Origin of the sequence: Rhodococcus ruber (assembly GCF_016804345.1) — a bacterium.
GTDB classification, from domain to species: Bacteria; Actinomycetota; Actinomycetes; order Mycobacteriales; family Mycobacteriaceae; genus Rhodococcus; species Rhodococcus ruber.
This window is the reverse complement of sequence record NZ_CP044211.1, coordinates 1406053-1432165: the sequence shown is the minus strand read 5'-3', so window position 1 is coordinate 1432165 and position 26113 is coordinate 1406053. Positions and strand designations below refer to the sequence as shown.

Genomic DNA, 26113 nt, shown 5'->3' with positions numbered 1-26113 from the left:
TCCGCATCGTCCCGGACTACCCCTCGTCCAATCCCGGACGACGCGGAGACGTCGAGGCCGGGCTCCCGGATCCGGCCTGCGACGACGCTATCAACAAACCGGTCGAACGGTATCTGTTTTGCTCGACTTTGACCTCACTTCCGTCGACGGGCGGGTTTCGACCGGGGGGTGCGCGGCTATAGCCCTTGTACGCGCACCGCCCCACGAGTGCTCTCCCCGCGCGACCGGCGGCACGCGAACCGCCGAGCGACAGCAAGGAGCGCGGATCATGACCATCCAATCCGGAGGCGGAGGCGGCGGCGGCACGATGGCGAGGCCGAACTCGTCCGGCCTCGCCGACGTCATCGACACCATTCTCGACAAGGGCCTCGTCATCGACGCATTCGTCCGCGTCTCGCTCGTGGGCATCGAGATCATCACCATCGACGCCCGGGTGGTGGTGGCGAGCGTGGACACCTACCTGCGTTTCGCCGAGGCGGTCAACAGGCTCGAGATCTCCACCACCGAGCCGAAAGGCCTGACGGACATCGTCGGCGGCCCGGCCGGGAAACTCACCGAGAAGGCCGCCGCGCACAAGACGAGAGGCGCCCTGGACTCCGCGGGCGAACGGGTCAGCGGCCTGCTCGCCGGCGGTCAGGACGAACGCGAGGCGGCGCCACGCAGGTCCCGGGACGGGTGACGTTCGTCGGCGGCGGCCGGTGGCACGAGCCGACGGCGGGAGCCCGAATTCCGGTCATCTCTACCCGGTTCCCCGGCGACCCGGAGCGGGTCTAGTCTCCTCCGGGTGAGAACACCCGCCGGCGCATCCGCGCCGTCCCTGCTGCGGCGACTGGCGGCGCGGGCGACCCTGACCCCGGTCAGGGTCGTGGCGCTGAGCTTCGCCGCAGCGATCGCCGTCGGCACGGCCGCGCTCCTCACCCCCGCGGCGCGCCGGCCCGACGCCGCGGCCTCCGTCGTCGACGCCCTGTTCACCGCCACCTCGGCGATGTGCCTGACCGGGCTGGTCGTCGTCGACACGCCCACCCACTGGTCCGGTTTCGGCCAGGGCGTCATCCTCGCCCTGATCCAGGCCGGGGGGTTCGGGATCATGACCATGGCCTCGCTCGTGGGCCTGCTGCTCGCGAACCGGATCGGCCTCAAGGCCCGACTGAACACCGCCGCCGAGGCGCGTGCATCCGGACTCGGCGACGTCCGCTCGGTCGTCGTCGGCGTCGTGCGGATGAGCGTGCTCATCGAAGCGGTCACTGCGGTGGCGCTCGCAGCGCGGTTCGCGCTCGGCTACGAGGAACCACCCCTGCGGGCGGTGTGGCTGGGGGTGTTCCACTCCGTCTCGGCGTTCAACAACGCCGGCTTCGCCCTCTACAGCAACAACATGATCGGCTTCGCCGAAGATCCCTGGATCTGTGTGCCGCTCATGATCGCGGTGATCCTCGGCGGAATCGGGTTCCCGGTCCTGTTCGAAGTGACCCGGCACCTACGGGGCCGCAGCACTCGATGGAGCCTGCACACCCGGCTGACCGTGACCGTCACCGCGGTGCTGCTGGTGGTGGGACCCGCGCTCGTGCTGATCCTCGAATGGACCCGCACCCTGCAGCACTACCACTTCGGCCAGAAGTTGCTCGTCGCCACGTTCCAGGGCGTCATGCCCCGCACGGCGGGGTTCAACAGCGTCGACTACGCGCAGGTGGACGACGCGACGCTGCTCGTGACCGACGTGCTGATGTTCATTGGCGGCGGCAGCGGCGGCACCGCAGGCGGGATCAAGGTGACCACCTTCGTGCTGCTGCTGTTCGTCATCGCGGCCGAGGCCCGTGGTGAGCGTTCGGTGACCGTGTTCGACCGGCGCATCGACACCCGGGTGCAGCGCCAGGCGCTGTCGGTAGCGTTGATCGGCGTCGGTCTGGTGGCGGTGCCGACCATCGTCCTGCTCGCCGGCACCGGATTCGATCTCGACGTGCTGCTGTTCGAGGTCACCTCCGCGTTCGCCACGGTCGGGCTGTCCACGGGAATCACCGCTCAGCTTCCGGCCTGGGGACAGCTCGTCCTGGTACTGCTGATGTACCTCGGCCGGATCGGCTCGATCACCCTGGTCAGCGCCCTCGCCGCCCGCGAACGCGGACGGCGCTACGAACTTCCCACCGAAAGGCCCTTCATTGGCTAGGAAACCTGCCTCCGACGTCGTGGTCGTGCTCGGACTCGGCCGCTTCGGCAAATCACTGGCGCTGGAGTTGATGGCCCAGGGCACGGAAGTGCTCGGCATCGACTCGAGCGAGGCGGTCGTGCAGAAGGTCGCCCACCGCCTCACCCATGCCGTGGTCGCCGACACCACCGACGAGGAATCGCTGCGGCAACTGTCGGTGCACGAGTACGGGCGCGCCGTCGTGGGCATCGGTTCCGACCTCGAGGCCAGCCTGCTGACGGCCTCGGCGTTGATCAACATGGCGGTGCCGAACGTGTGGGCCAAGGCCATCAGCAACGCGCACGCGAAGATCCTCAGCCAGATCGGCGTGCACCACGTCGTCCGGCCCGAACACGACATGGGCAAGCGCGTCGCCCACCTGGTCCGCGGCCGGATGATGGACTACATCGAGTTCGACGACGGTTTCGCGATGGTCAAGACCACCCCGCCCGCATTCGCGATCGGCCGGCGTCTCGGCGACACCGCCGTCCGCTCCGATTTCGGTGTCACCGTCGTGGCGATCAAACGCCCCGGCGAAGGCTTCACCTACGCCACCGCCGACACCGTGCTCGCTCCGGGCGACACCATCATCGTCTCCGGCCAGGTCCGCAACACCGAGCGCTTCAGCGAACTGACCTGACGGCCGTCGGAACGACGTAGGCTGCTGACGATGTCTCCGACAGCGCACCAGGCGCCCCCGGGCCCCCGCCGGGCCGCGGCACCGAACGAAGCCGGCCGTGCCCGGTAGCACGCTCCGGGCCCGGTTCAGCCGCTCCGACACCCTGACCGAGCGACCCGATTTCGCACTGGTGGGCATCCTGCGGGTGCCGCAGTTGCAGACCAGTCCGGGCCGCGCGATCGTGCGCCGAATCGGGTACGCCCTGATCGCCCTGACCCTGGTGGTGCTCGTCGTCTACCTGGACCGCGACGGCTACTCCGACAACCAGGACAACGAGCTGTCGCTGCTGGACTGCATCTACTACGCGACAGTATCGCTCTCGACCACCGGCTACGGCGACATCACTCCCATCACGCCCGCGGCCCGTCTGGTCAACGTCCTGGTCATCACCCCGCTTCGGATCTTCTTCCTCATCATCCTGGTCGGCACCACCCTCTCCGCCCTGACCGAGAGTTCCCGGCAAACCTTCCGCATCCAACGCTGGCGACACGGGGTGCGCAACCACACTGTGGTCGTCGGCTACGGCACCAAGGGCCGCACCGCGGTCGATGCGATGCTCGGCGACGGCGCCGCGCCCTCGGACATCGTCGTCGTCGACACCGAGCCGGTGGTGCTCGACGCCGCCAACGGCCGGGGTCTGGTCACCGTGCAGGGCTCGGCGACCAAATCGGATGTGCTGCGTCTGGCCGGGGTGCCGCACTGCAACTCGATCGTCGTCGCCGCCAACCGCGACGACTCCGCGGTACTCGTCACCCTCACCGCCCGCGAACTCGCCCCCGCCGCCAAGATCGTCGTGGCCATCCGCGAATCGGAGAACACCCACCTGCTGCGCCAGTCGGGCGCCGACACGGTGGTGATCTCGTCCGAGACGGCGGGCCGGTTGCTCGGAGCCGCCACCATCACCCCGAACGTCGTGGAAATGATCGAGGATCTGCTCACTCCGGAGGAAGGCTTCGCGATCGCCGAACGCGACGTCGAAGCCGACGAGGTCGGCGACTCACCGCGGCACCTGCCGGATATCGTCCTGGGCATCGAACGCAACGGCCGCCTGCTGCGTGTCGGGTCCCCGGAGGTGGAGACGGTCATGACCGGCGACCGGTTGCTCTACATCCGGCGCGTCTCGGACTGACGTGCTGCCGCTATCCGGCGGGCGCGCACAGCTTCGCCGACAGCTCCCAGAGCCCACGGGCGACAGCCTCGTCGTGCGAGCGGGAGTTGGATTCGACACGCTCGGGACTGCCGCGCATCTCGAACAGTCCGCCCGGCCCGTAGTACCCGCCGGGTTCGACGCCGGGCGCGGTGGCCGCATACAGCAGTGGTAGCGCGCCGGTCTGGGCGGACTGCCCCACCAGCTTGTTCGCCACGCCCAGGAACAGGTCCTGGATCGACTCGGTGTGCGACTGCAGGTTCGTCGACGAGTACCCCGGGTGGGCGGCCACCGCCACGACCGCGGACCGCCGCTCGGTGAGCCTGCGCTGCAGCTCCTGGGTGAACAGCAGGTTGGCCAGCTTCGACTGCCCGTACGCCAGCCACCGGTCGTAGCGGCGGTACACCCAGTTCAGGTCGTCGAGGTCGATGCGACCGATCCGGTGCATGATGCTCGACATCGTCACCACGCGGTCCGTGACGCGGTCGAGGAGCAGGTCGGTGAGGGCGAAGTGGCCGAGGTGGTTGGTCCCGATCTGCATCTCGAATCCGTCGACGGTGCGACGCAGCGGCACCGCCATCACACCTGCGTTGTTGACCAGCACGTCGACCTCGTCGATACCCGCTGCGAACTCCCGCACCGACGCCAGGTCGGCCAGATCGAGGCGCCGGACCTGCGCGGCGGGCCCGATCTCCCGGGCGACGGCCTCGCCCGCGGCCACGTTCCGGCACGCCAGCACCACCCGCGCCCCCGCGGCCCCGAGGGCACGGGCGGCCACCGCGCCCAGCCCGCTGTTCGCGCCGGTCACCACGAAGGTGCGGCCGTCCTGCTTCGGGATGTCGCGTGTGGTCCAAGCCGTCATGTCGGCCACCCTACGGTGAGCGGACTACGCGGGGGAAGGAACGCGTCCCGGGTCGGCGCCCCGGCCGGACGCAGCGCGGCGCCCCCGGGACCGTGACCTTCCACCCCGACGGGTCACGACATCACGGCGTCCCCGTCGACGCCGCAGGCCGGCGCCGTTCGCTACAGGCGCGTTCGCTACAGGTCGAACCGCACGCCCGTGAGCTGCTCCGACAGCTCCCACAGTCGCCGGGCGGTCTCCGGATCCGCGGCGTGTCGGCTGTAGGCGGCCACGGTCGGCGGGCCGTACAACTCGAAGAAGCGGTCCGGTCCGATGTAGCCGCCGGTCACCTCCGGATCGGTGGCGGCGACCACGACGGATTCCGCGCCCTCGGCGGGGGTGCGTCCGAGCACCTTCTTCCCGAGTCGGAACAGCTGGTCGAACCACGTCCCGGTGTGCGTGCCGACCTCGGTGGCCGCGTACCCCGGGTGCGCGGCCACGGCCTTCAGCGGCGAGCCGGCGGCCGCCAGCCGCCGGCCGAGTTCGAGGCTGAACATCAGGTTCGCCAGCTTGGACTCCGCGTACGCCAGGGAACGGCTGTAGTGCCGCCGGCGCTCCCAGTTCAGGTCGTCGAGGTGGATCCGGCCGAACCGGTGACTCGTGCTCGAGACCGTCACCACCCGATCGGTGAGCCGATCGAGCAGCAGCCCGGTCAGCGCGAAGTGCCCGAGGTGGTTGGTGCCCATCTGCATCTCGAAACCGTCCGCCGTGCGGCTCAGCGGCACGGCCATCACGCCCGCGTTGTTGACGAGCACGTCGGCGGTCTCGATGCCCGCCGCGAACTCCCGCACCGACGCCAGGTCGGCGAGATCGAGCCGTCGCACCTGCGCACGGGGACCGATCTCCGCCGCGACCGCTTCACCTCGGGCGACGTTCCGGCACGCAAGCACCACGTCGGCACCGGCGGCGCCGAGGGCCCGGGCGGTGGCCTCACCGAGGCCACTGTTCGCCCCGGTCACCACGAAGGCGCGGCCCTGCAGGACGCCCGGGGCCGGCGGGGAGAACCGTTCAGGCACCGATGGAGGACTTCATCATGGGCAGCATCGCCCACAGCTGGTCCTGCCAGTAGCCCCACGTGTGGGTACCGGCGGCCGGGAAATCGAAGTGGGCGGAGTTGATGCCCAACGTCGCCAACCGCACCTGGAACGCGCGGTTCTGCGCCAGGGCGAGCGCCTCGAGTCCCATCGCGTTGCCCGTGTTGAACACGCCGATCGCGGAGTTCGGCCGATCGTGCTGGCCGGGCAGGCCGCTGCCCGCGGAGATCCACATCGGCAGCCCCCGCATGCTGGGCGCGGCGACGAACGGATCGTTGCGCAGCCACGCCGAGTTCCACGGCGGGCCCCACATCGAGTCGGCGTTGTAGCCACCGGAGTCGAGCATCGCCAGGCGGATCGCCTCACGCATGCCCGGCGCGGACAGGTTCAGGTAACCGGACATCGAGCCGGCGAACCGGAACTGGTCCCGGTGATAGGCCGCGAGAATCAGCGCCGCGTTGCCGCCCATCGACAGACCCACGACGGCGTTGCTGGACCGGTCGATGCCGTACGTACCGGCGAGGAAGTCCGGCAGGTTCTCGGTGAGGAAGGACTCCCACTTGTAGGTGTAACGCTGACCGTTGAGGTTGCTCGGCGCATACCAGTCCGTGTAGAAGCTGGACTGGCCGCCCACCGGCATCACGACGTTGACGCCGTGGTCGGACAGCCACGCGGCGTTCGTCTCGTGCTCCCACCCGCTCACGTCGTCGGTGGCGCGCAGACCGTCGAGCAGATACATGGCCTTGTTGCTGCCGTTGTTCGCCAGCCAGATACGGACCTTGATCTGGCCGACACCGCCCGGCGCGGGCACCCAGTGCTCCCGCAGGCGGGAGTACGGGTCCGCCGACGCGGTGCCCGCGCCGGCGAAGGCCACGGCGAGCGGTAGCACGAGCGCCGCGATCAGGAATCGGACGAGCGCCCGAGCCCCCCGAGGTCCGGCCTTGGTTCTGGAAGTATGAGTCACACCAGGCTCCATCAGCACATCATGTATCAACAACAACTGGGGCCCCGACAGTTACGCAACAACACGGTAGAGGTCCACGTCGGCCCGTACGAGGCTTGCACATAATCGTTATCGAGCAAAGCCGAACCGAAAGGCAGACGCAATGAGCAGCGACCGCGGCAGGCCGCCCGTCACCGCCGGAATCGACGGCTCGGACGCCGCGAAACAGGCCGCCACCTGGGCCGCGGCCGTCGCCGAGCGGCTCGGCACGGACCTGCAGCTCGTCCACGCGCTGCCCGGCCCCCGGAATTATTTCAGTGACGCCGCGCTGCGCGCGCGGGCCGAATACAGCCAGCGTCTCGCCGAGTGGGGCCGCGAACTGCTCGACGACACCGCGGCCGAGCTGCGCCGGCAGCGCCCGCATCTCGAGGTGGTCACGACCGTCCACCCGGGCCCGGCCGATCTGGCGCTGCTCGAACACGGCGACCGCAGCCGGATGCTGGTGCTCGGCGCCACCGGCTCGGGTGCGCTCGGGTCGCTGCTCGCCGGTTCGACCGCGCTGCGCGTCGCCCACCGGTCCACGTGCCCGGTCGTCCTCTGGCGGGGCGATCCGGCACCCGAACCGGGCACGGACCGCCGGCCGGTGCTGGTCGGCATCGACGGCAGCGCGGACGCCGGCCCACTGGTCACCGCTGCGTTCGACATGGCGGCGGCGCTCGGGGTCGGCGTCCTCGCCGCCCACGCGTGGGGCGCCGGCGACGTCGCGGACCGCACCGCGGCGCTGGAGCTGATCGACTGGGCGGTCGTCGAGGCCGAAGAGACGGCCTTGCTGTCCGAGTGTCTCGCCGGGCAGCGCGAGCGGTACCCGGACGTGCCGGTCACCGAGATCGTCGAGCAGATCGGCGCCCGGCACCTGCTGCTGAGACTGGCGAAACGGGCCCAGCTGAGCGTCGTCGGCAGCCACGGCCGGGGCCTGCTCGGCGGCCTGCTCCTGGGCTCGACGAGTCAGGCGCTGCTGCACCACGCGCCGTGCCCGACCATGATCTGCCGACCGGGGGTCTGACGATGCTGCGCGGATCGGTCCGGCTCGGCCGGGTCGCGGGGATAGAGATCCGGGCCCACTGGTCGCTGCTCGCGACGCTCGGGCTGCTGTCGTGGCTGCTGGCCGCGACGATCCTGCCGGCGCGGATCAGCGGTCCGAGCACCACGCAGTTCTGGATCGCGGGCGTCGCCGCGGCGCTGGGCCTGCTGGTATCGCTGCTCGCCCACGAGCTTGCGCACTCGGTGGTGGCGGGCCGCTACGGAGTGGGGGTGGACGGGATCACCCTGTGGCTGCTCGGCGGGGTGTCCGAACTGCGCGACGAGCCGCCGAGCCCGAAGGCCGATCTGCGGATCGCGCTGGCCGGGCCGCTCGCGAGCGTCGTGATCGGCATCGTGGCGCTGGCGGCGGCCTCGTTCCTCGGTCCGCCCGTCCCGGCGCTGGTGACCGCGACGATCGGCTGGCTGGGCGCGACCAACCTGGTACTCGCCGTGTTCAACCTGCTGCCGGGTGCGCCGCTGGACGGTGGGCGGGTCGTGCGGGCGGTGTTGTGGCGCCGCACCGGCGACCGGCTCGCCGCCGCGAGCGGCGCCGCCCGCGCCGGCCGCGCGGTGGGGTTGGCGCTGATCGTGCTCGGCGCCGCCGAGACGCTCGCCCTCGGCAGCGCGGGCGGCCTGTGGATGATGCTCCTCGGCTGGTTCCTGCGGACCGCAGCCAACGCCGAGCTGGCGAACGCCTCGCTGGGGCACCAGCTCGGCGACACCCGGGTCGGTGACGTCATGACGGCGTCGCCGGTGACCGCACCCGGGAGTGCGAGCGTGGCGCAGCTCCTCACCGTCGCGGCCCGCGGCACGCACCACCGGGTGTTTCCTGTGGTCGACGACGGGAACCGGCCCATCGGCGTGGTGTCGCTGGCCGACCTGACCCCCGTCCCGGAGGGCGAGCGCACGGTCGTCACCGTCGCGGACCGGGCCCGGCCGCTGCCCGCGGCGGCGCGAGTACCGGCCGACGCCTCGCTCGCCGAGGTCGCGAGCCGGGTGCTGCTGCGGCCGGGGCTCGACCTCGTGGCCGTCGTGTCGGGAGACCGCCTCGTCGGCATCGTCACGGCAACCGACCTGGTGCGGGCCTGCGATCGCAGCGCCCTCGGCCTGCCCGTCCGCCGCACTCCGCCGCCGGACGAGCAGCCCCGGCCGGAGTAGTCCCTAGCTGCGCCGGACGACGAGCAGCGGGCACGGCGTCGTGTGCAGCAGTGCCCGGCTGGTCGAGCCGAGCAGCATGCCCTCGAAGCCGCCGCGGCCGCGGCTGCCGACGACCAGCAACCGGGCGTTCTCCGCCCGTTCGAGCAGGTGGCGCACGGGCCGGTCCCGCACCACGACCCGTTCCACCTCGACGTTCGGATAGTCCTGCGCGCGTCCGGCGAGGGACTCGGCCAGCACGACGCTCTCCTGCTGGTCGACGTCGTCCCACGTCGCTCCGGGCGTGCCGGCCACCACGTCGACGAGGTCACGGTCCGACCAGGCGTGCACCGCCACCAGCGGCGCCCCGTAGCGGTCGGCGGCCTCGAAAGCGACGTCGAGGGCGTGCAGGCTCGCCCGCGAACCGTCGACGCCGACCACGACGGGACCGTCCGCACCGCGTCCGGCCTCGTCGGGGCCGGGGATCACCGCGACGGGGCAGCGTGCATGCGCGACCACCGCCGAGGTCACCGATCCGACCAGACCGCCGGTGAACTCGCCGAGCCCACGTCGGCCGAGGACGAGCATCCGTGCCCGGCCGGAGTGCCCGAGCAGCGCCTGTGCGGCCACCAGACTCGACTGCTCGGTGCGGACGGACAGGTCCGGGTGCTCCCGCTGCACGGACTCGGCGGCGGACGCCAGGTTCCGTCGCGCGGTGAAGCGCAGTTCGTCGACGAACGGCGACGAGGCGCCGATTCCGCCGGCGTTCGCGCTGGAGACGAGCAGCAGCGGCACGTCCGTGGCGGCGGCCTCGGCGGCTGCCCACTGCAGCGCGGCGCGCGCGGGCGCCGATCCGTCGATACCGACCACGATCGGCGCATCGTCCATTGCCCGCTCCTCAGTCTCGTCCCGCCCGGTTGTTCCGACACCAGTGTCGCCATACCCCGGTCGCTGCGCGGACGGTTGACGGAAACAGTTACCGTGCGGGGGTGCGCCGCGCTCCGCTGCCCGTCCGCGACGGCCTGAATCCGACCCGCCTGCGGCTGCCCGACGGCGGCTCCTGGGCGACGGTGGCGGAGTTCCTGTCGGCGCGGTTCCCCGCCGACGTCGCACGCGTGCGGGAGAAGGTCGCAGGCGGCGAGGTCGTCGACGGCGCGGGCACGGCGATCACCGAGGACACCCCGTACGCGGCGGGCCGATTCGTGTACCTGTACCGCGACCCGCCGGTCGAGGAGCGGGTGCCGTTCGAGATCGACGTGCTGCACCGCGACGAGCACCTGCTGGTGGTGGACAAGCCGCATTTCCTGGCGACGACGCCGCGCGGGTCGTGGGTGGCCGAGACCGCGCTGGTGCGGTTGCGCCGCGAACTCGACCTGCCGGAACTGAGTCCGGCGCACCGGCTCGACAGGCTGACGGCGGGCGTGCTGGTGTTCACCGTCCACGCCGGCGCGCGCCGGGCCTACCAGTCGCTCTTCGATGCGCGGCGGGTGGACAAGGAGTACGAGGCCGTCGCGCGGCACGTGCCCGGTATGCGGTTTCCGCGGGAGGTGCGCAGCCGCATCGTCAAGGAACGGGGCGTGCTGCAGGCGCGTGAGGTGCCGGGCGAGGTCAATGCCCTCAGCCGGGTCGAACTGCTCGACACGGACGCCGGCCTGGGCCGTTACCGCCTGCTGCCACGCACCGGCAAGACGCACCAGCTGCGCGTCCACATGAATTCCCTCGGTCTGCCGATCCTCGGCGACAACCTCTACCCGAACGCATACGACGTTGCGCCCCAAGACTATTCGAATCCCCTGCAGCTGCTGGCCCGCGCGGTGGAGTTCGACGATCCGTACACAGGTCGGCGGACCCGCTTCGTCAGCGCACGAAACCTGGCAGCATGGAGGCACAGCACACCAGGACCCCGTTGATCGCGCGGGCTCACGTCTTGGAGGACCCCATGGATAACGGCATCGTTTCGCGCACCTACGACGGTCGCGTCGCCCTGCGCTTCCAGCATGCCTTCGCCCATCCCCCGGACCGCGTATGGCGGGTCATCACCGACCCCGAGTATCTGCGCGCCTGGTTCCCGGCCCGAGTGGAACTGGATCTGACCCCCGGTGCCCAGCTCGTCTTCCATGCCACCGAGCAGCAGGCCGAGCGCCTCGGGCTGCCCGCCGACCACACCGCCACGGGCACCGTCATCGCCGTGCACCCCGGACGCATTCTCGAATACATGTGGGACGCCGAGGTGCTGCACTGGGAACTGGTGCCGGACGGTTCCGGCGGCTGCTGGCTGACGCTCACGCACACCGTCGAGGACGAGGACTCTGCCTACGCACACGGTGCCGACTGGCACGCCGGATTCGAGGTCCTCGAAGCCCAGCTGGAAGGTCGCGACGTGGACTGGTCACCGGGAGATCGTGCCCGGGAACTCGCCGAGATGTACCGCAACCCGTCCGACTGACCTGCCCGCCCGGGACTATCCGGCCCCTCCGCTCCGGTCGACGAAGACCTCGTCGACCGGACGCCGCGACGTGGTCGGCAGCCCGCGGGCGCTGCGTGCCCCCAGCCGGATCACCACCTGAGGGAATCCTGCGACCTCCCCGGTCCGTGCCGTCGCCGTGCGCACGATGCCCCGGCTGGCCTCGATCTCCGTCACGTGGGTGAGCGGGCACGTCGCCAAGTGCGCCGCGGTGGCTTCGAGCAGCACCGCAGACATCGCCTCCCCGGCCCGCAGCCAGTCGATCCGTTCGTCGCTCCGGGTGCTCAGGACCGCCAGCGCCGACGCGTCCACCTTCGGCTGCACGGTGTCCAAATTCCCTGCGCCCGTGGGAAATCGACGCGCAACGTCGACGTCCCCGGCGGCTTCGTCGTCGAGCAGTGCGGATGCCGGAACGCCGGTGTCGCCGGGTTCCGCGCGACCGGTCCACCAGGCCAGCTCCTGCCGGTAGGCGTCGTCGCCCTCGCGGATCGCCGTACTCAGTTCCGACGCCCGCGCGAGATCCGAGCGGGCACCGGCGTCGAGGATCGACAGCGATGCACCCTCCCGGCGGGCGGCGTTCTCCAGGTCCACCAGGCTCTCGCGCAGGGTCGTGGGCGCCGCGAACGGCCGCCGGTCGGTGTGCCGGGCGTCGATCGCGAGGGCGAGGGCTGCGTCACGGGCGTCGACCGTGTGCGGCCGGTCGAAGTCGAGCACGGCCAGCAGGTCCGGCCGCGACGGATCCGGAAGCCGGGTCACCGTGGGGATCCACGACGCGGCGGACAGCGCCACGCGGACGTGGTGCAGCGCCGCACCGCAGCCGAGGAGCAGCTGCCGGCCGCCGGGATCGGTGCGACCGAGCATCCGCTCGGCCACGGCATACAGTTCGAGTCGTCCGCCCGTCCACTCCCAGCGCCACGGCTGGCTGTTGTGCAGGGACGGCGCCCGGCACGCCGACTCGACCGCATCGCGGATCGTGGCGACGTCCGGCCGGATCTCAGTGACCATCGCTGTCTCTCCCCCAGCCGCTCGACTCGACCGCCTGCCGCCCCACGGACTCGACGATCTGCGCCGCCCAGTTTCCGATCGCGTCCCAGTCCCGGAAGTCCCCGGTACGCCCTCCGGTCATGCGGGCGACCACGCGTTCGCCGGCACCGAGGACCTCCGGATCCAGCTTCCCGGCGAACATCCGGTGTTCCCGCGCGCCGGTGCGCTCCGACGCGTGCGACGCGTCGTACGGCCTGTTCACGGGCCGGTCCTGATCGCCGATGGGGCCCGAGGAGAACAGGAAGACCGCGCGCTCCCGCAGGGCGCCGGCATGCCGATCGACGAAGGTCTTCGCGGGGTGCAGCCAGTGCCCGAGGTAGACGGCGCTGCCGAGGACCACCGCGTCGTAGCCGTCCACGGCGTCGACCTGCTCGGGGGCGACGACGTCGACGCGCGCTCCCTTGTCGCGCAGGGCGGCCGCGAGAGCTGTGGCGATCTCCGTGGTCGAGCCGTGCCTGCTCGCCGCCGTGACCAAAATCCTCATCTGCGTCCTCCCCGGCCCAGGTTATTCGATGATCGCCCGGCGGGCACGCGGTCGGCCAGAGTCGAAGGACCCGCGCACAGGCCCCGCAGCGGCGTCCGGCGGCGGGGGCGCTGCGCCGATCGCCGGCGACAGGCGCAGGGGGGCGACCGGGTGGCAGAGTGGTCTGACGGACGCCGCCGACGCGCGCGGAGAACACCAGGGAACCTGCCGGAACAGGAGTCGGACGCATGACCATGCCGCCCAGGATCGACACGGTCGAGGAATCGGAACGCAAGTACACGGTCGGGCACGGGCAGCAGCTGCCGGACCTGTCGGGCCTGCCCGGCGTCGACGCTCACCCCGAACCCGAACTGCAGCAGCTGTCCGCGCGGTACTACGACACCGACGACCTGCGGTTGCTGCGCGCCGGGATCACCCTGCGCCGCCGTGAGGGAGGGCACGACGCCGGCTGGCACACGAAGCTCCCCGCCGGCACCGACACCCGGACGGAGGTGCGCTTCCCGCTGGGCGACGACACCGACCGGCCCCCGGCCGAACTGCTCGCCCTGTTGCGCGGGGTGCGCCGTGCGCGTCCCGTCACGCTCGCGGCGGCGCTGAACACGCAGCGGTGGCGCCATCGCCTGATCGACGAGGAGGGCCGGGTCCTCGCGGAAGTCGTCGTCGACGACGTCTCGGCGACGCGGGAGGAGGGCAGCGAACCGCAGCAATGGCGCGAGATCGAGGTCGAGCTCGCGTCGGGCGGCACCGAGCTGCTCGACGCCGTCGAGGAGCGGCTGACCGAAGCCGGAATCACGCGGGCACCGAGTCCTTCCAAGTTGCATCGGGCGCTGGCCGATCTGCTGCCGGCCGAGGAGCAGGTGCCCGGTCCGGCCGGACACCTGCGCGATTACCTGCGCGGCGAGCTGCGCACCCTCGAACTCGCCGAGATCGGCGTGCGCCGGGACGCTCCGGACTCCGTCCACAGCATGCGCAAGGCCCTGCGCCGGATCCGCAGCGCGCTGCAGACGTATGCGGGAACGTTCGCGATCGACGACGGCCTGGTCGAAGAACTGCGTTGGACGGGAAGGAAACTCAGCCCCTCGCGGGACCTGGAGGTGCAGTGGGAACGCCTCGTGGGCCGCATCGCGGAGGTGCCCGTGGAGGCGCAGCGTGAGGCCATCCGCGCCCGCGTCGACGAGTACTTCTCCGCCCGGTCGGACGCGGCGCGACTCGAGGCCGTCGCCGCCCTCGACTCGGACCGTTACGCGGCTCTGCTCGAGGCGCTCGACACACTGATCGACGGGCTCGCGGCGGGGACGGTCAGGTCCGGCGCCGGCCGGGAGGCACGGCAGGTCCGCCCGAAGGATCTCGACCGCGCGCTCGCGCGTCTCGCGAAGAAGGTCTCGCGCCGGGTGCGTCACGCCGGGGAGGCCGCGACGCACGTCGAGCGGGACGAACTCGTCCATCGGGCCCGCAAGGGCGCCAAGCGGATGCGCTACGCCATCGAGGTGCTGCGGCCGCTGCACCGCAAGCGCGCCGAACGCGCCCTCGATCACTTCGACGACTTCCAGGATCTGCTCGGCGAGTTCCAGGACTCGGTGGTCGCGCGCGAGCACCTGCTCGAGATGGTGTCCGAGCAGGAGCACACCGCCGAGTCGAGCTTCGGTCTCGGGGTCGTCTACCAGCGCGAACTCGAGGTCGGCGAGGAGCAGGTCGCGCACCTCGAACGTGCCTGGAAACGGGCGCGGCGAGCATCGAAACCCCTGTGGAGGTGAACCACCCGCGTCCGGGTCCTTCTCCCCTGGCCGACCACCGCCGCGAGGGGGCATGCTGAGCCCGGACGACGGAAGGAGACGCCCGTGAGCACCCACGGAGAGATGCGGGCATGGCGGGTCGACCGGCCGCGGCCCGCGGCGGAACACCCGCTGCGGCCGGTTCGGGAACCGATCCCCGAACCCGCTTCCGGGGAACTGCTGGTGCGAGTCCTCGCGTGCGGGGTGTGCCGGACCGACCTGCACGTGAGCGAGGGTGACCTGCCGGTGCACCGGCCGCACGTCGTCCCCGGCCACGAGATCGTCGGCGAGGTGGTCGGCGGCGACGTCGGCACACACCGGGTCGGCGACCGGGTGGGCATCCCGTGGCTGCGCAGTACGTGCGGCCGGTGCCGGTACTGCCTGCGCGGGGACGAGAACCTGTGCCCGAACTCCACCTACACGGGCTGGGACGCGGACGGCGGATACGCCGAATATGCCACCGTCCCTGCCGCTTTCGCCCTCCCCCTGCCGTCCGGGTACTCGGACGCCGAACTCGCCCCGCTGCTGTGCGCCGGCATCATCGGCTATCGGGCTCTGGAGCGTGCCGAGGTTCCGGAAGGCGGCGTGCTCGGTCTGTACGGCTTCGGCGGCAGCGCCCACCTCGCCGCGCAGGTCGCTCTGGCCCGGGGTGCGCGCGTGCACGTCATGACCCGCGGCGAGACCGCCCGGCGGCTCGCTCTGGACCTCGGTGCGGCCTCGGCTCAGGGCGCATACGACGCGCCGCCCGAGCCGTTGAACTCGGCGATCCTGTTCGCCCCCGCCGGGGAACTGGTGCCCACCGCGCTCGCCGCACTGGACGCCGGCGGCACCCTCGCGGTCGCCGGCATCCACCTCAGCGACGTGCCGCCGCTGAACTATCAGCAGCATCTGTTCCGCGAACGGCAGGTGCGCAGCGTCACGGCCAACACCCGCTCCGACGCACGCGAATTCCTCGGCTTCGCGAACGAACACCACCTGCACGTCACCACCACCGCGTACGGGCTCGACCGGGCCGACCGCGCGCTCGAGGACCTGTCCGCGGGCCGTTTCGGCGGCGCGGCGGTCCTGGTTCCGTGAAACACTCGTCCTGCGCCCCGAGCGCGGAGAACGCACCGAGAAGGAGAACGAATGAGCACACTTGCCAACCGGAATGCCGTCGTAGCGGGCGTGGACGGTTCCGCCGTCGCCACGAGTGCGGCCCGGTGGGCGGCCGCCCTCGCCGCGCGGCTGGGAGCGCCCCTGCACCTGGTGCACTCGCTGCCCAGTGAAGGGATCTTCTACAGCGAGGCCGCGGTGCTCATCCAGTCGCAGATGGTCGACCAGCTCCGGGAGGACGGCGAAGCGATCCTGGCGAGCGTCACCGACGTGATCCGCTCCGACCATCCGGATCTCGAGGTGCAGGGCTTCATGGGGCCGGGCCCCGCCGCCAACTCCCTGCTCGAGGCCGCCGAGGACGCCCGGCTCGTGGTGATGGGCGCCACCGGCGCCAACGCCGTGGAGAACTTCCTGCTCGGCTCGACCGTGCTGCGCGTGGCCAACCACGCCCCGTGCCCGGTGGTGGTGTGGCGCGGCGACACCGAACGTCCGTTGCCGGACACCCGTCCCATCGTCGTCGGCGTCGACGGCAGTGAGCTGTCGACGGCGGCGGTCGGGCACGCCTTCGAGTACGCAGCCCTGTTCGGTGTACCGCTGGTCGCGGTGCACTCGTGGATCGGCGACGCGGCACTCGGCGTCGGCACGGTCGCGACGCTCGTGGACTGGGAGGCGGTGGGCGAGTCCGAATCCGCGGTCCTGGCCGAGACTCTCGCCGGCTGGCACGAGAAGTTCCCCGACGTGGAGGTCCGCCGCGTCGTGGACCGGGGTCCCGTCGCCAAGGTGATCCTGCGGCAGCTCGAGGACGCGCAGCTCGTCGTGGTGGGCAGTCACGGTCGCAGCCAGTTCACCGGGGCGCTGCTCGGGTCGGTGAGCCAGAATCTTCTGCACAACGCGCCCTGCCCGATCATGATCAGCCGCAAGAAGTGACGACCGTCCGGTGCCGCCCGTCCCGGGGCGGCGCCGGGCTCAGGCCGTCGCGGTCCCGAATGCCAGACCCACCGCGTACGTCACGATCATCGCGAGCGCACCGCCGATCACGACGCGGGACATCGCCCGCCCGCGCCGCGCCCCACCGAGCCACGCGCTGACCGAGCCCGTCAGGGCCAGCGCCACGAGCACCGACACGAAGGTGACGGGAACCCGCAGGTCCGCCGGCGGCAGCACGATCACGAGCAGCGGCACGAGTGCGCCGACGGTGAACGCGACCGCCGACGAGAGCGCCGCGGCCCACGGATTCGCCAGCGCCCCGGGGTCGATACCGAGTTCGACCTCGGCGTGTGCAGACAGCGCGTCGCGCTCGGTCATCTCCTTCGCCGCGGTGCGCGCCGTCACCCTCGACATCCCCTTGCCTTCGAGCAGCGCGGTCAGCTCCTCGAGCTCGGCGTCCGGCATCTCCTCGAGCTCGCGGCGTTCCTTGTGCAGCAGCGCCCGCTCGGTGTCCCGCTGCGCGCTGACCGACACGTACTCCCCCAGGGCCATCGACACCGCACCCGCCGCGAGGCCGGCGAAACCCGCTGTGAGAATGGTCGATTCGTCGGTGGTGGCGGCAGCGACACCGACGACGAGACCGGCCGTGGAGACGATGCCGTCGTTCGCGCCCATGACGCCGGCGCGCAGCCAGTTCAGTTTCGCCGAGATGCCGCCGGAATGCGGTTCGACGTCGGCGTGGCTGAGCGAGGGATCGGTCGACATGCCCTCAGGCTAGGGCGATTCCACCCGTCGCGGTAGCAATGCGAGCCTGTCCTTACCACGGCCGGGGGCCGAGTTCCCGTTCGAGCCACGCGCCGTCGGGAAGGCTGTCGCCGCTCGTGTCCACGACGCGCGCCGTGGGCCATTCGTCGCGCACGTGGAGCTGGTCGTCCAGGACCGCGGGCGTGGCATCCGACGCGTCGCCGCCCCGCTCACGCCGGGCCACGATGCGGCGGACCAGCACTGCCGGGTCCGCCCGGCACTCGATCTCGACGAGGTCGGCGGTCGCGGCGGCGGCGACCGCCCGCGCCGCCTCCCGCCGGGGCTCGGTGAGCCACGTCGCGTCCAGGACGACCGACTCGCCGTGACCGAGGGCGACGGCGGCGCGGCGCAGCAGCTCGTCGTAGGTCTCGTCGGTGTGGGCGGCGCTGTAGAGCCCGGCACCGACGGCGGCGGTGGCATCGGCGGTCGGGGCGAGACCGGCCAGTTCCTTTCGGACCACATCGCTGCGCAGCACGGTCGCGCCCAGGTGCTGCCCCGCCAGGTGCGCCACGGTCGTCTTGCCGGTGGCGGACAGACCCCCGACGACGACGAGCCGGACGCGGCCCCGATCGAGGTTGCGCCGGGTCTGGTCCAGCAGCGCGAGCGCGCTGCCCCGGGAGTGCTCGTCGCCCTGCTCGTGCCGCAGCGCGGCGACCTTCGCCCGGACCACGGCCCGGTACGCGATGTAGTGGTGCATCAGCGACGACGGGAACGCGTCGGCAGAGAACTCGGCGTAGGCGGGCAGCAGTTGCCGCGCCGCCGCCTCACCGCCGAGCCGTTCGAGGTCCATCGCGAGGAAGGCGATGTCGAGAGCGGCGTCGCCGTAGCGCAACCGGTCGTCGAACTCGAGACAGTCGATGATCCGGGGGCCGTCGTCGAGGCAGAAGATGTCGTCGGCGAGCAGATCCCCGTGCCCGTCGACGGCGCGCCCCGCGGCGATCCGCTCGTCGAGCAACCGCTCGCGGCCCGCGAGATAGCGGCCGGCCATGTCCCGGATCGCGGTGAGCAGGTCCGTCGCCTCCGCCCCGACGGGCAGCCGGTCGAGGTGATCCAGGCTCTCCCGCCACAGTCCGCCGAGGAACTGCGCCGTGGCACACTGGTCGATCGCCGGCTCGTGCGGCGACGCGGCGTGCAGGGCGGCGACCTGCCGCGCGACGGCGGTGACGACCGCGGCGACGGGCTCGCCGCGCTGCACCAGGGCGGCGAGGCGACGGTCGTCGGGCAACCGGCGCATCTCGACGAGGTGCTCGCACACCAGACCGTCGGGCCCGTGCACGTCGGCGACGCCGAGGTAGACGTCGGGGGCGAGACGCCGGTTGAGTTCGACCTCACGGTGGCAGGCCCGCTCCCGCGCCTGCCGGGTCCGGTTGTCGAGGAACCCGAGGTCGAGCGGCTTCTTGAGCTTGTGCACGCGGCCCCCGACGAAGAACACCACGGAGGTGTGGGTCTCCCGGATCGCCGCGTACGCCGGTTCGGATCGGTCGGTGCCGGTCACGGAGTTCCTCCCCGATGAAGCCTGTCGAACTTCGGTACGTTGCCCACCTTGCCTCAGCGTGGACCGGATCGCGCGCCGGCAGAAGTGCCGAAGGTCTCTCGTGTGGTTGTGCCGGAGCGGGCGGCCGATCCGCGGTACGTTTCATTCGGACTATCCGGGAATGGGGAGACATGAGCACGAACGGGCGGGACTCGGACATCGGCGGGCACCCGACGGTGGTTCTCACCGAGACGACGACACCGATCGAGCGCAGGTTGATCTCGCACTGGCTGCGGTCGGACGAGGTGCCGGCAGAGTACCGCGCGGACGGGCCGGTCGAGGAGATGGACCTCGACCCACGTCGTCTCGCGCAGGATCTCGTCGGCCGGGACGACGATCCCCTGGTGCTGCCCGTGGGAGTGGTGTGGTTGCCGGAGGCCCGCGACGGCGAGCGGCGGGTCCGGTTCTCCGACATCGTGGCGCTGACCAACCCGCGCAATCCGAACCGGTTCCTGCAGAAGTGGCTGGTCGGGCGTTCCCCCGACCGATTCCGGATCGTCCTCGCCGAGCCGGCACGGCTGAGCGAGTTGCGGTCCCGGCACCTCGCCGAGGACGGCGATCCGGCACCCGAGTCGTTCGCCCGGTTCGTGACCCACCGCGCGGTGGTGGGTCTCGATCGCGCCGAGCGGGCCGTCATCGGCGACCGGTACAAGGTGCCGAAGCTGGTGGCGGAGCAGATCATGGATTCGGCGTCGTTCCGGCGCCGGCTCGACGCGATCGGCACCGAGCACAACATCGCGCCCGAGGAGGTGCGGGCACGCGCGACCTCCGCGCTCGGGGAACTCGTCGCCGTCCAGTCCCGGCTGGTGACGGACCTGTTCACCGAGATGATGCGGCCGCTGCACTCCGCGGCGTGGACCGTGCACGCCGATGAAACGGGGCTGCGGAGTCTGCGCGACCTCAACCGCCGCTACCCGCTGGTGTTCCTGCCGTCGCACCGGTCCTACGCGGACGCCTTCGTGCTCGGCGACGTGCTGGCCCGGAACGACTTCCCGCGGAACCACCTCATGGGTGGCGCCAATCTGACGTTCTGGCCGATCGGTCCGATCGCCCGGCGCACCGGCACCGTGTTCATCCGTCGCAGCTTCGGTGACGACGCCGTGTACAAGGCGGCGCTGGAGGAGTACTTCGCATATCTGCTGACGAAGCGGTTCAACCTGGAGTGGTACTTCGAGGGGGGCCGCACCCGCACCGGCAAACTCCGCTCGCCCCGCTACGGCCTGCTCAACTACGTCGCGAACGCGATCCGGGGCGGCCGGGTGGAGGACGCGATGCTCGTGCCGGTCTCCATCACCTACGAGGGGCTCGCCGAGGTCGCGGCCGTCGCGGCCGAACAGACCGGCGCCCAGAAGAAGCCCGAGGGTCTGGCCTGGCTGGCGAGGTACGCGCGCAACCAGCGACGCCGCGCAGGCAACGTGTACGTGCGGTTCGGGGAACCGCTGTCGATGCGCTCGCAGCTCGCCGCGAGCGGGGACCCGGAGCTGTCCGGCGAACCCGCCGCGGACGAGACCGAATACACCGAGCGCAGCCGCAAGGCGCTGCAGAAGGTCGCGTTCGAGGTGGCCGTGGGCATCAACTGCCACACCCCGGTCACCGTGAACTGCCTGGTCACGCTCGCCCTGCTCGGTGTCCGGGACCGGGCGCTGACCCTCGACGAGGTGCGGGCGGTCATCGCACCGGTCCGCCGGTACATCGACGCCCGCGGGATACCGCAGGGCGAACTCGACGTCCTCGACGTCGAGGGCGGCCTGGAGAACGTCCTGTCCGCGCTGAGCGATGCCGGCGTCGTCACCACCTACGCCGGTGGGGACGAGCCGGTCTACTCGATCCAGCCCGGGCAGCACCTGGTCGCCGCGTTCTATCGCAACAGCGGCGTGCACTGGTTCGTCAACCGCGCCCTGATGGAGCTGGCGGTCCTCCACGCGCACGCCAATCCCGGCCTCGATCCGGTGCGGGCGGCGTGGGAGGAGGCCAAGGCGGTGCGCGACCTGCTCAAGTTCGAGTTCTTCTTCCCCGACCGGGACCGGTTCGAGGCCGACATGCGCGACGAGATCGCCCTGCTGATGCCGTCCTGGCGTGACGCCCTGCCGGATGTGGAGCTGGCGCTGACCGCGCTGCTCGAAACCGGGTTCTTCATGGCGCACCGCGCGCTGCGGTCCTTCTTGGACGCGCAGCTCGTCGTCGCCGAACGCCTTGCCCGGCGTGACCCGGCCCTGCAGGTCGACCGCAAGACGTTCCTGGACGAGTGCGTCGCCGTCGGCCGGCAGATGCTGCTGCAGGGCCGGCTGTTCGGGCCCGAGTCGGTCTCGTCGGAACTGTTCGCGACGGCGCTGCAGCTTGCCGCCAACCGCGGGCTGCTGGAACGTGGAGGCGACGAGATCCGGCAGCGACGGGAGGAGTTCGCGGCGCAGCTGCTCGCGGTGGGTGAGCGGGTCCGGCTCGCCGAATCTCTCGACGTATCCAACAGAAAGGCGGAGCGGTGATCCTCGAGGAAGCGCTCGAGCGGGTGCGAACCGGGCCGAAGGGTCCGGAGATCGCGGCGTTCTTCGATTTCGACGGCACGATCGTCCACGGCTTCTCCGGCCTGCACTTCTTCCGCGACCGGTTGCTCGCCGGGAAGGTCGGCGCCGCCGAACTCGCCGCCACCATGCTCAACGGTTTGCGTGGCCACGACACCGAGGCGGACTTCGAGCGGTTCGTCGCGGTGGCGTTCAAGGCGTGGGGCGGGCACACCGAGGACGAGCTGTACGAGATCGGGCGCCGGTTGTTCGCGTCCACGATCGCCGGCCACATCTATCCCGAGGCGTGGCAGCTCATCCGGGCGCACCAGGCGGCGGGGCACACGGTGGTGATCGCGTCCTCGGCGTCGCGCTACCAGATCCAGGCGACGGCGGATGCGCTCGGCGTCGAGCACGTCCTGTTCAGCCCGCTCGAGGTGCGCGACGGGGTGCTCACGGGTCGGGTGGACGGAAAGTCGTTGTGGCGCAGCGGCAAAGCGCAGGCCGTGGCGGCGTTCGCCGAGGCGAACAACATCGATCGCGAGCAGAGCTACACGTATTCCAACGGGGGCGAGGACGCCGACTTCCTCGCCACGATGGGCAATCCGACGCCGACCAACCCGGACCGGAACCTCGAGCGCACCGCCGCCGCGCAAGGCTGGCCGATCCTGCGATTCAGGCCGCGCGGAACGCCGGGCACCAAAGAGGTGGTCCGCACCCTCGCCGCGTACGGCGGCCTGTTCGGCTCGGTGTGGACCGGTGTCGGCCTCGGCCTGCTCAACCGCAACAAGAAGGTGGCGCTGGACTCGATCGCCACCCTGGCGGGCGAGGTCCCGCTGGCCCTCGCCGGCATCGATGTCGACATCCGGAACGAGGCCAACGCCTGGTCACAGCGTCCCGCGGTCTTCATCTTCAACCACCAGAGCCAGCTCGATCCGGTGATCATGGCGCGGGTGCTGCGGCACAGCTTCACCGGGGTCACGAAGAAGGAGATGGCGAGCGACCCGCTGTTCGGGCTGGTGCTCCGCTTCGTCGGGGCCGCGTTCGTGGACCGGGCCAACACCGAGCAGGCGAAGGCGGCACTCGGTCCCGTGGTCGACACACTGCGCGAGGGCACCTCGGTGATCATCGCGCCGGAGGGCACCCGCTCCCTGACCCCGGAGATCGGCCGGTTCAAGAAGGGCGCGTTCCACATCGCCATGCAGGCGGGCGTCCCGATCGTGCCGGTGGTGATCCGCAACGCCGGGGAGGTGCTGTGGAAGCACTCCACGGTACTGCGGCCGGGAACCGTCGACGTGGTGGTTCTCGACCCCATCGACGTGAGCGACTGGACGCTCGACGAGCTCGGCGCGCGGGTCGCGGAGGTGGAGGACCTGTACCGGAAGACGCTCGCGAATTGGCCCGCATGACCGATGCGGGTGAGAACGGGGACGCGGCCGTGGGAGAACACGACCGCACCCCGGGCCACGGCAACGGCAACGGCAACGGCAACGGCAACGGCAACGGCAACGGCAACGGCGGAATGTCGCCGACCCGGCGCCGGCGCCTCAAGTGGCTGCTCGGACTCGTGCTCGTCGTCGTCCTCACCGTCGAGGTCGTCCTCGTCTGGCCGGAGCTGAAGACCAGCGTCAGCAACCTCTCCGACCTGCGCTGGTGGTGGGTGGGCGCGGCAATCCTGGCCGCACTGACCGAGATGTCGAGCTTCGCGCGCGTGCAGCGCACCCTGCTGTCCGCGGCCGGGGTCACGGTGACGCAGCGCCAGTCCCTGTCGGTGGCGTACGCCGCGAACTCGATGAGCGTGACCCTGCCGGGCGGCCCGGTGGTGGCCACCACCTTCACGTACCGGCAGATGCGCAAGTGGGGGGCGAGCCCCGTCGTCTCCACCTGGCAGCTCGTGATGGCCGGTCTGCTGCAGGCGGCAGGACTGGCACTGCTCGGCATCGTGGGCGCGCTGCTCGTGGGCGCCACCACCAACCCGTTCTCGCTCATCTTCTCCCTCGGCGGGTTCGCGGCGTTCGTCGTGCTCGTGCAGTACGCGGCCAGCCGGCCCGATGCATTCGAATCGATCGGCATCATCGCGCTGCGCGGCGTCAACCGCCTGCGCAAGAAGCCGGCACAGGCCGGTGCCCGGGCCTGGAAACGCATCGTGGCTCAGCTGCGGGCGGTCCAACTCGACCGCACCCACGCCGCCCGGGCGTTCGGCTGGTCGCTGTTCAACTGGCTGTGCGACGGCGCGTGCCTCGCCTTCGCCGCGTACGCGATCGGCGGCAAGCCCAGCCTGGCCGGCATCGCCGTCGCATACGCCGCGGGGACCGCCGCCAGCCGCGCGATCCCCCTCCTGCCGGCCGGGCTCGGCGTGATGGACGCCGTGCTCGTGCCCGCGCTGACGGCCAGCGGAATGACCGGCGCGCAGGCCCTGTCCGCGGTCGTCGTGTACCGGCTGGTGAGCTTCCTGATGATCGCGGCCATCGGCTGGGTGATCTTCGCCCTGCGCTACCGCGGGGCCCCGCCGGACGAGGAACCGGGCCCCGAACTCGACAAGCTGTGGCAGGACTGAGCCCCGCTCCGACACGCCGTGCCCGTCCGCCCGGATCACCCACGGAGCAGGCCCGCGGGCGCTAGCGTCGACAGTCTGAAACCGAGGAAAGGTACGTCAGTGACTGAGGACGCAGCGGTGCGCACGAGAGAGGTCTGGTCCGGCCGGTCGGTGTTCATTCTCGCCGCCATCGGCTCGGCGGTCGGACTGGGCAACATCTGGCGCTTCCCGTACATCGCGTACGAGAACGGCGGCGGCGCATTCATCGTGCCGTATCTGGTGGCCCTGCTGACCGCGGGCATTCCCTTGCTGTTCGTCGACTACGCGATCGGGCACAAGTTCCGCGGGTCGCCGCCGCTGGCGTTCCACCGCCTCAAGCGCGCGACCGAGAGCCTCGGCTGGTGGCAGGTGGGCATCTGCTTCGTCATCGGCGTCTACTACGCGGTGATCATCGCGTGGGCGCTGCGCTACACGTTCTTCTCGGCGACCCGGGCGTGGGGTGACGACGCGGAAGCCTTCTTCCTGCAGGACTTCCTGCAGATGGATGCCGACGCCACGTTCGGCCTCGACTTCGTGCCGGGTGTGGCGTGGCCGCTGCTCGGGATCTGGGTCGTGGTGCTCGTCATCCTGGCGCTGGGGGTGCAGCGCGGCATCGGGGCCGCGAACCGGTTCTTCGTGCCGCTGCTGCTGCTGTTGTTCGCCGGCATGGTGGTGCGGGCGCTGACCCTCGACGGCGCCGCGACCGGTCTCGACGCGTTCTTCCGGCCCAACTGGTCGGCGCTCACGGACACCGGCGTGTGGATCGCCGCCTACGGCCAGATCTTCTTCTCGCTGTCCGTCGCCTTCGGCATCATGGTCACCTACTCGTCGTACCTCAAGCACCGGACCAACCTCACGGGCTCCGGTCTCGTCGTCGGCTTCTCCAACTCGAGCTTCGAGATCCTCGCCGGCATCGGGGTGTTCTCGGCGCTGGGCTTCATGGCGCAGGCGCAGGGCGTGGGTGTGGACGAGGTGGTGAGCGGCGGGATCGGCCTTGCGTTCATCGCGTTCCCGACGATCGTCTCGCAGATGCCCGGCGGTGCATTGTTCGGCCTGCTGTTCTTCGGCTCGCTCGTCTTCGCGGGTTTCACGTCGCTGATCAGCATCATCCAGGTGTGCGTATCGGCGGTCGAGGACAAGACCGGCCTTACCCGCGTGCCGGCGGTCCTGCTCGTCGGCAGCGTCGCGACGATCACGTCCGTTCTGCTGTTCCCGACCACCACCGGCCTGAACACCCTCGACGTCGTCGACCGCTTCGCCAACCAGTTCGGCATCGTCGGGGTCGCTCTCGCCACGCTCGTCGTGCTCGCATGGGGCTTGCGCCGGCTGCCCGAGCTGCAGGATCACCTGAACTCGGTGTCGTCGTTCAAGGTCGGCCTCCTCTGGCGGATCTTCGCCGGCGTCCTCACCCCGGTCGTGCTCGGGTACATGCTGATCAGCGAGATCGTGGACCGGATCGACGAAGGTTACGGCGACCTGCCCGACGCGCTCGTCGCCACCTTCGGATGGGGTGTGCAGGTGGCGGTGATCGTGATCGCGGTGGCGCTGTCGTTCGCCCCGTGGGGGTTGACGGACGCCGAGTTGGCGCACACCGAATCGACGGAAGCGGGAGAGAGACTGTGAGCGGATCTGCGATCGCGATGATGGTCGTCGCACTGGGGTTGGTGTGGGGCGGTCTCGCCGCCAGCCTGATGCATCTACGCCGGAATCCGGACGACACCTCGGGCCTGGAGTCGGCCGAACGCCCTCACGAGTGAAATGTCCGGTCTCGAACCGGACACGACTCGTTTCGTTTGCATAACACCACGCCGCGCCGGAC

General features: G+C 71.0%; 24 protein-coding genes. 16 read left to right on the top strand and 8 right to left on the bottom strand.

The features are described 5' to 3' along the window. Nucleotides 1-268 precede the first annotated feature (268 nt). The 4 genes from gvpJ (at nt 269) to F1734_RS06680 (ending at nt 3987) form a co-directional block, all read left to right on the top strand. Nucleotides 269-679, top strand: coding sequence for a gas vesicle protein GvpJ (gene gvpJ / locus F1734_RS06695; protein ID WP_017680869.1), 411 nt, complete (start codon nt 269-271; stop codon nt 677-679). Between the two features lie 105 nt (nt 680-784). Further along, nucleotides 785-2161 carry a TrkH family potassium uptake protein gene (locus F1734_RS06690; RefSeq protein WP_119699469.1) on the top strand — a complete coding sequence of 459 codons (1377 nt, stop codon included), beginning with the start codon at nt 785-787 and terminating at the stop codon, nt 2159-2161. Further along, nucleotides 2154-2819 (top strand): potassium channel family protein, encoded by a 666-nt coding sequence (locus F1734_RS06685; protein WP_225222243.1) that lies wholly within the window; start codon nt 2154-2156, stop codon nt 2817-2819. The genes F1734_RS06690 and F1734_RS06685 overlap by 8 nt, the downstream gene beginning before the upstream one ends. Before the next feature lie 97 nt (nt 2820-2916). After that, nucleotides 2917-3987 (top strand): potassium channel family protein, encoded by a 1071-nt coding sequence (locus F1734_RS06680; RefSeq protein WP_124258858.1) that lies wholly within the window; start codon nt 2917-2919, stop codon nt 3985-3987. A gap of 10 nt (nt 3988-3997) precedes the next feature. Here the strand turns inward: F1734_RS06680 and F1734_RS06675 are convergent, their stop codons facing one another. The 3 genes from F1734_RS06675 to F1734_RS06665 all read right to left on the bottom strand — a co-directional run bounded on the left by F1734_RS06675 (nt 3998) and on the right by F1734_RS06665 (nt 6916). Beyond that, nucleotides 3998-4867 (bottom strand): oxidoreductase, encoded by an 870-nt coding sequence (locus tag F1734_RS06675; RefSeq protein WP_124258859.1) that lies wholly within the window; start codon nt 4865-4867, stop codon nt 3998-4000. A 176-nt stretch (nt 4868-5043) separates the two neighbouring features. After that, nucleotides 5044-5922 carry an oxidoreductase gene (locus F1734_RS06670; protein ID WP_048772385.1) on the bottom strand — a complete coding sequence of 293 codons (879 nt, stop codon included), beginning with the start codon at nt 5920-5922 and terminating at the stop codon, nt 5044-5046. Continuing rightward, the gene (locus F1734_RS06665; protein ID WP_225222242.1) at nt 5915-6916 is read right to left on the bottom strand and encodes an alpha/beta hydrolase; all 1002 of its coding nucleotides are present in this window, start codon (nt 6914-6916) and stop codon (nt 5915-5917) included. Before F1734_RS06665 ends, F1734_RS06670 begins: the two co-directional genes overlap by 8 nt. Before the next feature lie 130 nt (nt 6917-7046). Here F1734_RS06665 and F1734_RS06660 point away from each other — a divergent pair, with 130 nt between their 5' ends. Together F1734_RS06660 and F1734_RS06655 are read left to right on the top strand one after the other, a co-directional pair. After that, nucleotides 7047-7946, top strand: coding sequence for a universal stress protein (locus F1734_RS06660; RefSeq protein WP_010593930.1), 900 nt, complete (start codon nt 7047-7049; stop codon nt 7944-7946). Further along, nucleotides 7913-9121: a site-2 protease family protein gene (locus tag F1734_RS06655; protein ID WP_017680876.1), complete on the top strand. Its 1209-nt coding sequence runs from the start codon at nt 7913-7915 to the stop codon at nt 9119-9121. Before F1734_RS06660 ends, F1734_RS06655 begins: the two co-directional genes overlap by 34 nt. Nucleotides 9122-9124: 3 nt before the next feature. Here F1734_RS06655 and F1734_RS06650 read toward each other — a convergent pair whose 3' ends face one another. Then, complete coding sequence (locus F1734_RS06650) at nt 9125-9985, bottom strand: universal stress protein (RefSeq protein WP_017680877.1); 861 nt, start codon at nt 9983-9985, stop codon at nt 9125-9127. Between the two features lie 101 nt (nt 9986-10086). On the opposite strand from F1734_RS06650, the gene F1734_RS06645 reads away from it, so the two are divergent. Together F1734_RS06645 and F1734_RS06640 are read left to right on the top strand one after the other, a co-directional pair. Then, nucleotides 10087-11007 carry a pseudouridine synthase gene (locus F1734_RS06645; protein ID WP_017680878.1) on the top strand — a complete coding sequence of 307 codons (921 nt, stop codon included), beginning with the start codon at nt 10087-10089 and terminating at the stop codon, nt 11005-11007. 29 nt (nt 11008-11036) lie between these two features. Next, nucleotides 11037-11543, top strand: a complete 507-nt coding sequence (locus F1734_RS06640; protein ID WP_003936463.1) for an SRPBCC domain-containing protein — start codon at nt 11037-11039, stop codon at nt 11541-11543. A gap of 15 nt (nt 11544-11558) precedes the next feature. On the opposite strand, the gene F1734_RS06635 is transcribed toward F1734_RS06640, so the two are convergent. After that, entirely contained in the window at nt 11559-12566 is a 1008-nt protein-coding gene (locus F1734_RS06635; protein ID WP_010593924.1) for an Acg family FMN-binding oxidoreductase, read from the bottom strand. Then, on the bottom strand, nt 12556-13089 hold the full coding sequence (locus tag F1734_RS06630; RefSeq protein ID WP_026137801.1) for a flavodoxin domain-containing protein: 534 nt from the start codon (nt 13087-13089) through the stop codon (nt 12556-12558). Before F1734_RS06630 ends, F1734_RS06635 begins: the two co-directional genes overlap by 11 nt. 227 nt (nt 13090-13316) lie before the next feature. On the opposite strand from F1734_RS06630, the gene F1734_RS06625 reads away from it, so the two are divergent. From F1734_RS06625 to F1734_RS06615, 3 genes are all read left to right on the top strand, one after another. Then, nucleotides 13317-14843 (top strand): CYTH and CHAD domain-containing protein, encoded by a 1527-nt coding sequence (locus F1734_RS06625; protein ID WP_119699468.1) that lies wholly within the window; start codon nt 13317-13319, stop codon nt 14841-14843. A 102-nt stretch (nt 14844-14945) separates the two neighbouring features. Beyond that, nucleotides 14946-15938 (top strand): zinc-binding alcohol dehydrogenase family protein, encoded by a 993-nt coding sequence (locus F1734_RS06620; RefSeq protein WP_124258669.1) that lies wholly within the window; start codon nt 14946-14948, stop codon nt 15936-15938. A 51-nt stretch (nt 15939-15989) separates the two neighbouring features. Further along, a complete protein-coding gene (locus F1734_RS06615; protein WP_010593920.1) occupies nt 15990-16883 on the top strand; it encodes a universal stress protein in 894 nt (297 codons plus the stop codon). A 39-nt stretch (nt 16884-16922) separates the two neighbouring features. Here the strand turns inward: F1734_RS06615 and F1734_RS06610 are convergent, their stop codons facing one another. Then, nucleotides 16923-17648 (bottom strand): VIT1/CCC1 transporter family protein, encoded by a 726-nt coding sequence (locus F1734_RS06610; protein ID WP_010593919.1) that lies wholly within the window; start codon nt 17646-17648, stop codon nt 16923-16925. Between the two features lie 52 nt (nt 17649-17700). Further along, nucleotides 17701-19182, bottom strand: coding sequence for a bifunctional aminoglycoside phosphotransferase/ATP-binding protein (locus F1734_RS06605; RefSeq protein WP_040274103.1), 1482 nt, complete (start codon nt 19180-19182; stop codon nt 17701-17703). A gap of 170 nt (nt 19183-19352) precedes the next feature. On the opposite strand from F1734_RS06605, the gene F1734_RS06600 reads away from it, so the two are divergent. The 5 genes from F1734_RS06600 to F1734_RS06580 all read left to right on the top strand — a co-directional run bounded on the left by F1734_RS06600 (nt 19353) and on the right by F1734_RS06580 (nt 26051). After that, on the top strand, nt 19353-21704 hold the full coding sequence (locus F1734_RS06600; protein ID WP_203011448.1) for a glycerol-3-phosphate 1-O-acyltransferase: 2352 nt from the start codon (nt 19353-19355) through the stop codon (nt 21702-21704). After that, the gene (locus F1734_RS06595; RefSeq protein ID WP_010593915.1) at nt 21701-23128 is read left to right on the top strand and encodes an HAD-IB family hydrolase; all 1428 of its coding nucleotides are present in this window, start codon (nt 21701-21703) and stop codon (nt 23126-23128) included. The genes F1734_RS06600 and F1734_RS06595 overlap by 4 nt, the downstream gene beginning before the upstream one ends. After that, nucleotides 23125-24276, top strand: coding sequence for a lysylphosphatidylglycerol synthase transmembrane domain-containing protein (locus F1734_RS06590; protein ID WP_203011447.1), 1152 nt, complete (start codon nt 23125-23127; stop codon nt 24274-24276). The genes F1734_RS06595 and F1734_RS06590 overlap by 4 nt, the downstream gene beginning before the upstream one ends. Nucleotides 24277-24375: 99 nt before the next feature. Then, nucleotides 24376-25917, top strand: coding sequence for a sodium-dependent transporter (locus F1734_RS06585; RefSeq protein WP_064065859.1), 1542 nt, complete (start codon nt 24376-24378; stop codon nt 25915-25917). Continuing rightward, nucleotides 25914-26051: a methionine/alanine import family NSS transporter small subunit gene (locus F1734_RS06580; protein WP_017680887.1), complete on the top strand. Its 138-nt coding sequence runs from the start codon at nt 25914-25916 to the stop codon at nt 26049-26051. The genes F1734_RS06585 and F1734_RS06580 overlap by 4 nt, the downstream gene beginning before the upstream one ends. Nucleotides 26052-26113 lie beyond the last annotated feature (62 nt).

Excerpts from the sequence above, each read along its gene's own strand:
- gvpJ (WP_017680869.1), top strand. The coding sequence starts at position 269 with ATGACCATCCAATCCGGAGGCGGAGGCGGCGGCGGCACGATGGCGAGG.
- F1734_RS06675 (WP_124258859.1), bottom strand. The coding sequence starts at position 4,867 with ATGACGGCTTGGACCACACGCGACATCCCGAAGCAGGACGGCCGCACC.
- F1734_RS06665 (WP_225222242.1), bottom strand. The coding sequence starts at position 6,916 with ATGGAGCCTGGTGTGACTCATACTTCCAGAACCAAGGCCGGACCTCGG.
- F1734_RS06660 (WP_010593930.1), top strand. The coding sequence starts at position 7,047 with ATGAGCAGCGACCGCGGCAGGCCGCCCGTCACCGCCGGAATCGACGGC.
- F1734_RS06650 (WP_017680877.1), bottom strand. The coding sequence starts at position 9,985 with ATGGACGATGCGCCGATCGTGGTCGGTATCGACGGATCGGCGCCCGCG.
- F1734_RS06640 (WP_003936463.1), top strand. The coding sequence starts at position 11,037 with ATGGATAACGGCATCGTTTCGCGCACCTACGACGGTCGCGTCGCCCTG.
- F1734_RS06635 (WP_010593924.1), bottom strand. The coding sequence starts at position 12,566 with ATGGTCACTGAGATCCGGCCGGACGTCGCCACGATCCGCGATGCGGTC.
- F1734_RS06630 (WP_026137801.1), bottom strand. The coding sequence starts at position 13,089 with ATGAGGATTTTGGTCACGGCGGCGAGCAGGCACGGCTCGACCACGGAG.
- F1734_RS06625 (WP_119699468.1), top strand. The coding sequence starts at position 13,317 with ATGACCATGCCGCCCAGGATCGACACGGTCGAGGAATCGGAACGCAAG.
- F1734_RS06620 (WP_124258669.1), top strand. The coding sequence starts at position 14,946 with ATGCGGGCATGGCGGGTCGACCGGCCGCGGCCCGCGGCGGAACACCCG.
- F1734_RS06615 (WP_010593920.1), top strand. The coding sequence starts at position 15,990 with ATGAGCACACTTGCCAACCGGAATGCCGTCGTAGCGGGCGTGGACGGT.
- F1734_RS06610 (WP_010593919.1), bottom strand. The coding sequence starts at position 17,648 with ATGTCGACCGATCCCTCGCTCAGCCACGCCGACGTCGAACCGCATTCC.
- F1734_RS06600 (WP_203011448.1), top strand. The coding sequence starts at position 19,353 with ATGAGCACGAACGGGCGGGACTCGGACATCGGCGGGCACCCGACGGTG.
- F1734_RS06590 (WP_203011447.1), top strand. The coding sequence starts at position 23,125 with ATGACCGATGCGGGTGAGAACGGGGACGCGGCCGTGGGAGAACACGAC.